The organism is Streptomyces sp. NPDC024555 (genome assembly GCF_055559335.1).
This window is the reverse complement of sequence record NZ_JBVHKV010000018.1, coordinates 149,578-160,169: the sequence shown is the minus strand read 5'-3', so window position 1 is coordinate 160,169 and position 10,592 is coordinate 149,578. Positions and strand designations below refer to the sequence as shown.

Annotated in this window: 11 protein-coding genes; 10 read left to right on the top strand and 1 reads right to left on the bottom strand. The window is 69.7% G+C overall.

The window, feature by feature from the left end:
* The first annotated feature begins 212 nt into the window (after positions 1–212).
* The 10 genes from ACZ4FH_RS28555 to ACZ4FH_RS28510 all read left to right on the top strand — a co-directional run bounded on the left by ACZ4FH_RS28555 (position 213) and on the right by ACZ4FH_RS28510 (position 10,297).
* Positions 213–821 carry a CDP-alcohol phosphatidyltransferase family protein gene (locus ACZ4FH_RS28555; RefSeq protein WP_266776362.1) on the top strand — a complete coding sequence of 203 codons (609 nt, stop codon included), beginning with the start codon at positions 213–215 and terminating at the stop codon, positions 819–821.
* 112 nt (positions 822–933) lie between these two features.
* Positions 934–3,429, top strand: coding sequence for a sugar phosphate nucleotidyltransferase (locus tag ACZ4FH_RS28550; protein ID WP_383637990.1), 2,496 nt, complete (start codon positions 934–936; stop codon positions 3,427–3,429).
* Positions 3,430–3,583: 154 nt separating this feature from the next.
* Complete coding sequence (locus ACZ4FH_RS28545) at positions 3,584–4,510, top strand: DUF881 domain-containing protein (protein ID WP_383637987.1); 927 nt, start codon at positions 3,584–3,586, stop codon at positions 4,508–4,510.
* The gene (locus ACZ4FH_RS28540; RefSeq protein WP_003970459.1) at positions 4,507–4,839 is read left to right on the top strand and encodes a small basic family protein; all 333 of its coding nucleotides are present in this window, start codon (positions 4,507–4,509) and stop codon (positions 4,837–4,839) included. Before ACZ4FH_RS28545 ends, ACZ4FH_RS28540 begins: the two co-directional genes overlap by 4 nt.
* A gap of 5 nt (positions 4,840–4,844) precedes the next feature.
* A complete protein-coding gene (locus ACZ4FH_RS28535; RefSeq protein WP_467308457.1) occupies positions 4,845–5,639 on the top strand; it encodes a DUF881 domain-containing protein in 795 nt (264 codons plus the stop codon).
* 61 nt (positions 5,640–5,700) lie between these two features.
* Positions 5,701–6,618 (top strand): FHA domain-containing protein, encoded by a 918-nt coding sequence (locus ACZ4FH_RS28530; RefSeq protein WP_467308469.1) that lies wholly within the window; start codon positions 5,701–5,703, stop codon positions 6,616–6,618.
* A gap of 40 nt (positions 6,619–6,658) precedes the next feature.
* Positions 6,659–7,402 carry a transcriptional regulator FtsR gene (gene ftsR, locus ACZ4FH_RS28525; RefSeq protein WP_467308456.1) on the top strand — a complete coding sequence of 248 codons (744 nt, stop codon included), beginning with the start codon at positions 6,659–6,661 and terminating at the stop codon, positions 7,400–7,402.
* 53 nt (positions 7,403–7,455) lie between these two features.
* Positions 7,456–7,929: a bifunctional nuclease family protein gene (locus ACZ4FH_RS28520; RefSeq protein WP_006123076.1), complete on the top strand. Its 474-nt coding sequence runs from the start codon at positions 7,456–7,458 to the stop codon at positions 7,927–7,929.
* Between the two features lie 158 nt (positions 7,930–8,087).
* Positions 8,088–8,705, top strand: a complete 618-nt coding sequence (locus ACZ4FH_RS28515) for a MerR family transcriptional regulator (RefSeq protein ID WP_383637979.1) — start codon at positions 8,088–8,090, stop codon at positions 8,703–8,705.
* Positions 8,706–8,806: 101 nt separating this feature from the next.
* The gene (locus ACZ4FH_RS28510) at positions 8,807–10,297 is read left to right on the top strand and encodes a DNA polymerase IV (protein WP_467308453.1); all 1,491 of its coding nucleotides are present in this window, start codon (positions 8,807–8,809) and stop codon (positions 10,295–10,297) included.
* Here ACZ4FH_RS28510 and ACZ4FH_RS28505 read toward each other — a convergent pair.
* Complete coding sequence (locus tag ACZ4FH_RS28505; RefSeq protein ID WP_467308452.1) at positions 10,222–10,590, bottom strand: PRC-barrel domain-containing protein; 369 nt, start codon at positions 10,588–10,590, stop codon at positions 10,222–10,224. The genes ACZ4FH_RS28510 and ACZ4FH_RS28505 overlap by 76 nt on opposite strands.
* Positions 10,591–10,592 lie beyond the last annotated feature (2 nt).

The following is a 10,592-nucleotide window of genomic DNA, read 5'->3' as shown; positions in this document are numbered from 1 at the left end:
GTACTGCAGGGGGGACCCTGTGGGAGAGTAGGACGCCGCCGAACAATCATTGTGGGAAAGCCCCGTGCCGATGGCACGGGGCTTTTCTGCGTTTCTGGGTCGGTTGCGTCTCGTCGCCGGGGCGTGTACTCGTACCCCTGTGCACCCGCCGGCCGGGGCTGAGGGTAGGGTCAGGGGGCATCATTGGCACGTTCTTCACAGGAGGCCCCCGGGTGGAGGTCCAGGAGACTCGCGTTCAGACGGACCGGGTACTCACCATCCCCAACATCCTCAGCATGGCGCGCCTCGTCGGCGTCCCTGTCTTCCTGTGGCTGATTCTCCGCCCGGAGTTCGGCGGGCCCCAGAGCGACGGCTGGGCCCTGCTCGTTCTGATGTTCAGCGGCGTGAGCGACTACCTCGACGGCAAGCTGGCCCGCCGCTGGAACCAGATCAGCAGTCTGGGACGACTTCTTGACCCGGCTGCCGACCGTCTCTACATTCTTTCCACGCTCGTCGGCCTGACCTGGCGGGAGATCCTTCCCCTCTGGCTCACCGCCGCGCTGCTCGCTCGTGAACTCATGCTTCTCGTGATGGTGGGAATCCTGCGCCGTCACGGCTATCCGCCCCCTCAGGTGAACTTCCTGGGCAAGGCGGCCACGTTCAACCTCATGTACGCCTTTCCCTTGTTGCTGCTCAGTGACGGAAGTGGTTGGCTTGCATCGTTGGCCACCGTTTTCGGATGGGCGTTCGCAGGATGGGGTACAACGCTCTACTGGTGGGCAGGGATCCTCTACGTGGTTCAGGTCCGCCGGCTGGTCAAGGCGGATGCAGTAGCCGATTGAGCTCGCTGATGCGGTGCCGCGCAACGTGGCCGGCCCGCGGCTGATGACACAGATGCTGCCCTGACGGGCGAAGTCGGCTAACCGTCGTCTCTTCAAGGAGGACGTTTCCGACATGAAGGCCGTCGTGATGGCAGGCGGCGAAGGCACACGCCTTCGCCCCATGACCTCAAGCATGCCCAAGCCGCTCCTTCCCGTCGCCAATCGGCCGATCATGGAGCACGTGCTTCGGCTGCTCAAACGGCACGGGCTCAATGAGACGGTCGTGACCGTCCAGTTCCTGGCCTCTCTCGTCAAGAACTACTTCGGGGACGGCGAAGAGCTCGGAATGGAGCTCACGTACGCCAACGAGGAGAAACCGCTCGGCACCGCGGGCAGTGTCAAGAATGCCGAAGAGGCGCTGAAGGACGACACCTTCCTGGTGATTTCCGGTGACGCGCTCACCGACTTCGACCTCACCGACCTCATCGCCTTCCACAAGGAAAAGGGCGGCCTGGTCACGGTCTGCCTCACCCGTGTCCCGAACCCCCTCGAATTCGGCATCACCATCGTGGACGAGGCCGGCCAGGTCGAACGCTTCCTGGAGAAGCCGACCTGGGGCCAGGTCTTCTCGGACACCGTGAACACCGGGATCTACGTGATGGAACCCGAGGTGTTCAACTACGTCGAGGCCGATGTCTCCGTCGACTGGTCCGGAGACGTCTTCCCGCAGCTCATGAAGGAAGGCAAGCCGATCTACGGCTATGTCGCCGAGGGCTACTGGGAGGACGTGGGCACCCACGAAAGCTATGTGAAGGCCCAGGCCGACGTCCTCGAACGCAAAGTCGACGTCGAGATCGACGGCTTCGAGATCTCGCCGGGAGTCTGGGTGGCCGAAGGCGCCGAGGTCCACCCGGACGCGGTGCTGCGCGGACCGCTCTACGTCGGTGACTACGCCAAGATCGAAGCCGGTGTGGAACTGCGTGAACACACGGTCATCGGATCGAACGTCGTCGTGAAGAGCGGTGCCTTCCTGCACAAGGCCGTGGTCCACGACAACGTGTACATCGGTGACCACAGCAATCTGCGCGGCTGCGTCATCGGCAAGAACACCGACATCATGCGGGCCGCCCGGATCGAGGACGGCGCGGTCATCGGCGACGAATGCCTCGTCGGCGAGGAATCGATCATCCAGGGGAATGTGCGCGTCTACCCCTTCAAGACCATCGAGGCCGGTGCCTTCGTCAACACCTCGGTGATCTGGGAGTCGCGCGGACAGGCCCATCTCTTCGGCGCACGCGGCGTCTCCGGGATCCTGAACGTCGAGATCACCCCGGAACTCGCGGTCCGGCTCGCCGGGGCGTACGCGACGACGCTCAAGAAGGGCGCCACCGTCACCACCGCCCGCGACCACTCCCGCGGTGCCCGCGCCCTCAAGCGCGCCGTCATCTCGGCGCTCCAGGCGAGCGCCATCGACGTACGCGACCTGGAGAACGTCCCGCTCCCCGTCGCCCGGCAGCAGACCGCGCGCGGCAGCGCCGGCGGCATCATGATCCGGACCTCGCCCGGTGTGCCCGACTCCGTCGACATCATGTTCTTCGACGAACGCGGCGCCGACCTCTCCCAGGCGCGCCAGCGCAAGCTGGACCGCGTCTACGCACGCCAGGAGTACCGCCGGGCCTTCCCCGGCGAGATCGGGGACCTGCACTTCCCGTCCAGCGTCTTCGACTCGTACACCGGCTCGCTGCTGCGCAACGTCGATACCACGGGCATCTCCGACGCCGGGCTGAAGGTCGTCGTCGACGCGTCCAACGGCAGCGCCGGACTGGTCCTGCCGAGCCTGCTCGGACGGCTCGGCGTGGACGCGCTCACCATCAACCCGGGCCTCGACGAGTCCCGGCCGACGGAGACTGCCGAGACCAGACGCTCCGGTCTGGTACGGCTCGGTGAGATCGTCTCCTCGGCCAGGGCCGCCTTCGGCGTCCGCTTCGACCCGGTCGGCGAACGGCTCTCCCTCGTCGACGAGCGCGGCCGGATCGTGGAGGACGACCGGGCCCTCCTGGTCATGCTCGACCTCGTCGCCGCCGAGCGGCGCAGCGGCCGGGTGGCGCTGCCCGTGACGACCACACGGATCGCCGAGCAGGTCGCCGCGTACCACGGGACCCAGGTCGAGTGGACGACGACATCGCCCGACGACCTCACCCGGGTCGCGCGGGAGGAGGGCACGATCTTCGGGGGCGACGGCCGGGGCGGTTTCATGGTCCCCGAGTTCAGCAGCGTCTTCGACGGCTCCGCCGCGTTCGTCCAGCTCATCGGGTTGGTCGCCAGGACCCAGCTCACGCTCAGCCAGATCGACGCGCGCATTCCGCACGCCCATGTGCTGCGGCGTGACGTCGCGACGCCGTGGGCCGTCAAGGGACTGGTGATGCGCCGGGTCGTGGAGGCGGCCGGCGACCGCGACGTCGACACGACGGACGGCGTACGCGTGGTCGAGGCCGACGGCCGCTGGGTGATGGTGCTGCCCGACCGGGCCGAGGCCGTCACCCATCTGTGGGCCGAGGGCCCCGACGACGCCTCGGCACAGGCGCTCCTGGACGAGTGGGCCGCCGTCGTGGAGAGCGCAGGTCAGTGAGGTGACCGGCGGCCGGTGCGGGGGCGAGGCTCCCGCCCGGCCGCCGGACCGTGTCCGCGCGGGACGGCGCGGTCCGGGCAGGGCGGTCCGGAGCGTGCGGTGCATCGGTGGGGCCATTCGGCGCTAGCCCCCACGACGTGCGACTATGTGCGGCATGTCGCAGCAGCCCCCCGATCGGAGTAGTACCGCGCCGCCGGCCGCGCGCCCCGACGCGTCCATGTCGCTGCTGACCAATGTGATGGACCACAGCCTGGACGACGGCTACGCGGAGGCCGCAGCGCGCCGTGACGCCGACGGGCGGGCCGGGATGCCCCGGACGCTGAAGGCCAAGCTGGGGCTCGCCGCGTGCCTGGTGCTGGCGGCCCTCGTCGTCACGCTCGGAGCCGCGCAGGCACGTGTCGCGGCGCCGGTCCTCGCGAAGGAGCGCGAGGAGCTGATCGACCGCATCGACGCCGAGACGGACGCCGCCGACACCCTCGAAGCACAGGTCGAGGAGGTCCGCGACGACGTGAACCGGCGGCAGCGCAAGGCGCTGGAGAAGCACGGCGGGGACCAGGCCGAACTGGTCGCGCTGCTCTCCGGCGCGACACCCGTGCAGGGCCCCGGGGTCAAGCTCGTCGTCGACGACGCGAAGGACTCCGACCAGGGAGGCGGCGGACCCCGCGAGAGCAGCGGCTTCTCCGACACCGGGCGCGTGCGCGACCGGGACATGCAGCGGGTGGTCAACGGGCTGTGGCAGTCCGGCGCCGAGGCGATCGCCATCAACGGCCAGCGGCTGACCGCCCTGTCGGCCATCCGTGCCGCGGGCGACGCCATACTGGTCGACAACAAACCGCTGGTGCCGCCGTACACGGTGCTCGCGGTGGGGGACGGGAAGAAGCTCGCCGCGGCCTTCCGGGACAGTGACGACGGCCAGTACCTTCAGGCGCTGAAGGAGACCTTCGACATCAGGACCAGCCTCTCCGCCGAGGAGAAGGTGAGCCTCCCGGCCGCTCCCAGCCTGACCGTACGCACAGCAGAGCCTTACAAGGCCGCGGACACGGGCAGTGGCGCGGCACACACAGGGAAGGGCACATCGTGATCGCCGTACTGGGCCTCGTCGTGGGAGTCGTGGTCGGACTGTTGGTCCGGCCCGAAGTGCCGGCAGTGGTCGAGCCCTACCTCCCGATCGCCGTCGTGGCCGCCCTCGACGCCGTCTTCGGAGGCCTGCGGGCCATGCTCGACGGGATCTTCGTCGACAAGGTCTTCGTGGTCTCGTTCCTGTCCAACGTGGTCGTCGCCGCGCTGATCGTCTTCCTGGGCGACAAGCTGGGCGTCGGCGCGCAGCTGTCCACGGGGGTCGTGGTCGTCCTCGGCATCCGCATCTTCTCCAACGCCGCCGCCATCCGCCGGCACGTCTTCAGGGCCTGAGGCCGATGAGCGACGACGCATACGACAAGGGTCCGGACGACGCGGCGGAGGCCGGGGAGCCCGCACCGGCGCCCCGGCCGCTCACCGGGCGTCAGCGGCTGGTGGCCGGCCTCTGGCCGCCCCGGGTCACCCGCGCCCAACTCATCGTCGCGCTGCTGCTGTTCGTCCTCGGACTGGGCCTCGCGATCCAGGTGCGGTCCAACAGCGACAACAGCGCGCTGCGCGGTGCCCGCCAGGAGGACCTGGTCCGCATCCTCGATGAGGTGGACGACCGTACGCAGCGGCTGGAGGACGAGAAGCAGCGTCTCGACGACCAGCGCACGGAGCTGGAGAACAGCTCCGACCAGGCGGAGGAGGCCCGTAAGCAGACGGTCGAGAAGGAGCGTCAACTCGGCATCCTCGCGGGTACCGTTGCGGTGCACGGTCCGGGCATCACGTTGACGATCAACGATCCGGGGGACGCCGTGCAGGCCGACATGCTGCTGGACGCGCTCCAGGAGCTGCGTGCGGCCGGTGCCGAGGCGATCGAGGTCAACGGCGTGCGTGTGGTGGCCCATACGTATTTCTCCGGTGACGGCGGCGCCGTCGAGGTGGACGACCGAAAGATCTCCGCCCCGTACGTCTTCAAGGTCATCGGCAAGCCGCAGGATCTGGAACCGGCGCTCAACATCCCCGGTGGTGTGGTGCAGACGCTGGAGAAGGAGCAGGCCACCGTGCATGTGGCACAGTCCGACGACATTGTCGTCGACGCCTTGCGACCGGCGGAGCGGCCTGACTACGCTCGATCATCGGCCCAGTGAACCGGGGGCGCGAGGGCGTCGGGGGACATGGGCCGGAGGTTGCGGGGGGTCGCCGCACCGTATCGGTGGTGCGTGGTGGAAACTGTCGAGTGGCTACGGACGTTGTGAAGATGTCCGGGTCGGCAGGTGTGTTCATTCAGGGTTCGTCCTGCCCCACGGGCGGGTCTGTTTCGGTCAAGGGGAATCGCCCGTGAAGTTGTTTGGGAAGTTGTTCGGCAAGAGCGCACGCGATGACGCCGCACGCCATCGCGCACCGCGCCACGGCCAGAACGAGGAGCAGGGCGGCGAACGCCCGCTCTTCCGCGATCAGGTGGCAGGTTCGGGGGGTGACATTTCGGGTGGTTCCGGCGCGTCGTCTGTTGACCCTGCCGGTGCCGGCCGCATAGGTTTCGGAGCACCGTCAACCTCAAGTACGGGTGGAGGGTTCGCCCCGGGGCAGGAGGCTTCGTCCATGCCGGTCTGTACGAGGTGCGGTCACCGCAACGCCGAAGCGAGCCGTTTCTGCTCCAACTGCGGTGCGCCGCTGCGGGGCGGAGTCCCCGAGCGCGCCTCGGAGACCACGTCGACCATCTCCATCTCGGGGCTGGAGGCCTACGAGGCGGAGGCCACCGGGCAGACGGCCCTGCCGTCGCTCTCGCCCGAGGCCCAGGCGGCCGTGGACGCCCTGCCGCTCGGCTCGGCGCTCCTGGTGGTGCGCCGCGGGCCGAACTCGGGAAGCCGCTTCCTGCTGGACAGCGAGCTGACCACGGCCGGCCGCCACCCGCAGAGCGACATCTTCCTCGACGACGTCACGGTCTCGCGCCGTCACGTGGAGTTCCGCCGGAACGCCGACGGCAGCTTCACCGTGGGGGACGTGGGGAGCCTCAACGGCACCTACGTCAACCGCGAGCGCATCGACTCCGTCGCGCTGTCCAACGGCGACGAAGTGCAGATCGGCAAGTACCGGCTGGTCTTCTACGCGAGCCAGCGCGGTATCTGATCCGCCCCCGACTCCGTTCGGGGGACCCCCAGGAAGGGCCATGCTGAGAACACCGACGGGCGGTGCCGGACACGGCACCGCCACCGCCGACGACCGCCCGATGAGCATCGGCACGGTGCTCCTGAGGCTGCGGGACGAGTTTCCCGAGGTCACGATCTCCAAGATTCGTTTCCTGGAGGCCGAAGGGCTCGTCGAACCGCAGCGCACCCCTTCCGGATACCGCAAGTTCCACGCCGAGGACGTCGAGCGCCTCGCGCAGGTGCTGCGGATGCAGCGGGACCACTATCTTCCGCTGAAAGTCATCCGCGAGCACCTGGACGCCCTCGCCCGGGGCGAGCAGGTCTCCCTGCCGTCCCCGGGCGGTGAGCTGGAACCGGGCGAGTGCTCCTGGACCACGGGATCGGGGCGGGCCACCGCGGCCCGTATCGGCCGGGCGGAGCTGCTGGCCGCCGCCGAGGTCACCGAGAGCGATCTGGACGCCTGGGAGGCGTACGGGCTGGTCGCGCCGACGGCCGAGGGCGGCTACGACTCCGAGATGGTCAACGTCGCCAGGCTTGTGGCGGATCTGGGGCGATTCGGTCTGGAACCCCGGCATCTTCGCGCGATGCGCGCCGCCGCGGACCGTGAGGCCGGGCTCATCGAGCAGGTCGTCGCACCCCTGCGCCGCCACAGGAATCCGCAGACCAGAGCCCATGCGGAGGCCACCGCGAGGGAGCTGGCGGAGCTGTCCGTACGGCTCCACGCGGCGCTCGTCCAGACCGCCCTGCAGATCCGTCTCCACTGATCCGGACGGTGCCCGACTACCCAAACCTGCCGAGCACGTCCTAGGGTTGCTGTGTGAACGAGCTCGACGTTGTGGGTGTCCGGGTGGAAATGCCCTCCAACCAACCGATCGTGCTCCTGCGTGAAGTGGGAGGCGACCGGTACCTCCCCATTTGGATCGGTCCCGGTGAAGCGACCGCGATCGCCTTCGCTCAGCAGGGCATGGCCCCCGCCAGACCGCTGACCCATGACCTCTTCAAGGATGTGCTCGAGGCCGTCGGCCAGGAGCTCACCGAGGTCCGGATCACGGATCTCCGGGAAGGGGTCTTCTATGCGGAGCTGGTCTTCGCCAGCGGGGTCGAGGTGAGCGCGCGTCCCTCCGACGCCATAGCGCTCGCCCTGCGCACCGGAACGCCGATCTACGGCAGTGACGGGGTGCTCGACGACGCGGGGATCGCGATCCCGGACGAGCAGGAGGACGAGGTGGAGAAGTTCCGCGAGTTCCTCGACCAGATCTCACCGGAGGACTTCGGTACGAACAGTCAGTGACGTCCCCGGGGCGCGCATCCGACAAGCCTTTCCCGGTCGAACGGCACGGGAAACCACCCTCAGGGTGATTATCACTCGGCGTGCCGAGTGTGGCGATCGTTGACGCACCCCGAGTGACTGCCTACCTTCGAGTGGGCAGGTCAAGGACGGAGGTCGGCGTGAGAAACAGCGGCGACGGTACGGCAGCGGGCGCGCCGTATCCGCAGCAGGGGAGTACGGCCGGCCACACCATCAGGCAGCCGGTCGCACCGGCCGCCGTGGCGGGGGACGGCGTGACAGCGGCCAACGACATCGGCTACCGAGGACCGACGGCCTGCGCCGCCGCGGGCATCACCTACCGGCAGCTCGACTACTGGGCCCGTACGGGGCTGGTGGAGCCGAGCGTCCGCCCGGCCTACGGCTCCGGCACCCAGCGGCTCTACAGCTTCCGGGACGTCGTCCTGCTGAAGATCGTGAAACGCTTCCTGGACACCGGTGTGGCCCTCCAGAACATCCGCACCACCGTGCAGCACCTGAGGGCCCGCGGCTTCCAGGACCTCGAACGCATGACGCTGATGAGCGACGGGGCGACCGTCTACGAGTGCTCCTCGCCCGCCGAGGTCGTCGATCTGCTCCAGGGCGGTCAGGGCGTCTTCGGGATCGCCGTCGGGGTGGTCTGGCGCGATGTGGACGCCGCCCTCTCCCAGCTCCACGGGGAGCGCGTCGACACCGGCGAAACACTGATCGGCAACAACCCCACCGACGAGCTGGCCCGCCGCCGCAACCGGGCCGGCTGACCGCTCCCCGTAGGGCAGGACGGCCACGCACCGGAGGATCCGGCGCGTGGCCGCCGTCGTGACGGGGCGACTGTCAGTGCCGTAGGGCACCATCGGGTGATGTGAGAGCCGCGCCCACCATCCTGCATCTGGACATGGACGCCTTCTACGCCTCGGCGGAGCAGGCGGCGAAGCCCAGCCTGCGCGGCAAACCGGTCGTGGTGGGCGGGCTGGGGCCGCGCGGGGTCGTCGCCACCGCCTCCTACGAGGCCCGGCGCTTCGGGGTGCATTCGGCGATGCCCATGGCCCAGGCCCGGAGACTCGCGCCGAACGCCGCCTACCTCGTCCCGCGCTTCGGCCTCTACCGCACGGTGAGCGACCAGGTCATGGCCCTGCTGGGTCAGCTGTCCCCGCTGGTGGAGCCGCTCAGCCTCGACGAGGCCTTCGTCGACCTGGAGGCCGGCGGGACGGCGGACGACAGCGCGTCCGCCCTGGAGATCGGCCGCGGGCTGCGCGCGGCGATCACGGCCGTGACCGGGCTCAGCGGCTCCGTCGGACTGGCCGGCTCCAAGATGCTGGCGAAGATCGCGTCGGAGGAGGCCAAACCCGACGGCATCCTGCTGATCGAACCGGGTACCGAACGGGAACTGCTCGCGCCCATGCCCGTGCGCACCCTGCCCGGAGTCGGACCCGCCACCGCCGACCATCTGCGCCGGGCGGGTATGACCACGGTCGACGACCTCGCCGAGGCCGGTGAGGCGGAGCTCGTACGGCTGCTGGGCAAGGCGCACGGCACCGCGCTGCACCAGATGGCCCTGGGCCGCGACGACCGGCCCGTCGTCGCGGAACGGGACGCCAAGTCGGTTTCCGTCGAGGACACCTTCGACACGGATCTGCACGACCGGGTCCGGATCAGGACCGAGGTCGAACGGCTCGCCGACCGCTGTGTCCACCGGCTGAAGGGGGCCGGGCGCTCCGGGCGCACGGTGGTCCTGAAGGTCCGGCGCTACGACTTCTCCACGCTGACCCGCTCCGAGACCCTCCGGGGGCCCACCGACGACCCCACCGTGGTCAGGGAGGCCGCGGCGCGGCTCCTGGAGGGCGTGGACACCACCGGGGGCGTACGGCTGCTCGGCGTCGGTGTCACGGGGCTGGCGGACTTCACCCAGGAGGATCTCTTCGCGCAGGCGGCCGGAGAGCGGGCGGCGGCCGCCGGGGCCGCCGCCGAGGCCGCGGAGCCCCACCGGCCCGAGGGCGCGCCGCAGGAGCCCGGGGACGGCCGTCACGCCCCCGACGGCGGGGAGGGCGGGGAGAGCGAGGAGAGCCCCGAGCAGCGGGCCGCGCGGCGCTGGCCGGCCGGGCACGACGTGCTCCACGAGGCATACGGACACGGCTGGGTGCAGGGGAGCGGGGTCGGCCGCGTCACCGTGCGGTTCGAGGAGCCGGAATCGCCGCCGGGCCGGGTGCGGACGTTCCGGACCGACGACCCGCAGCTGCGGCCCGCCGAGCCCCTGCCGCTCGTGAGCGATCCGGCGGACTACTCCTCGTGGCCGGCCAGCCTGCCGAAGTCACGGTCGGGGCCAGCGGCGTCGGGTGCCGAGTCCAGACCGTAGTGCCGGTAGAGCTGGAGCTCCTGCTCCGGCGAGAGGTGGCGGCCCACGCCGAAGTCGGGGGCGTCCTTGATCAGGGCGCGGTCGAAGGGGACGCGCAGCGTCTCGTCGACCAGTTCGCTCGGCTCCAGGGGGACGAAGGCGTCCCGGCTGAACAGCCCGGTGCGGACGGCCGCCCACTCCGGCACACCGGTGGCGTCGTCGAGGTACACCTCGTCGACGGTTCCGATCTTGGTGCCCTTGCGGTCGAACGCCTTGCGGCCGATCAGGCTGCGCGGATCGATGTCGGTCTGCACGG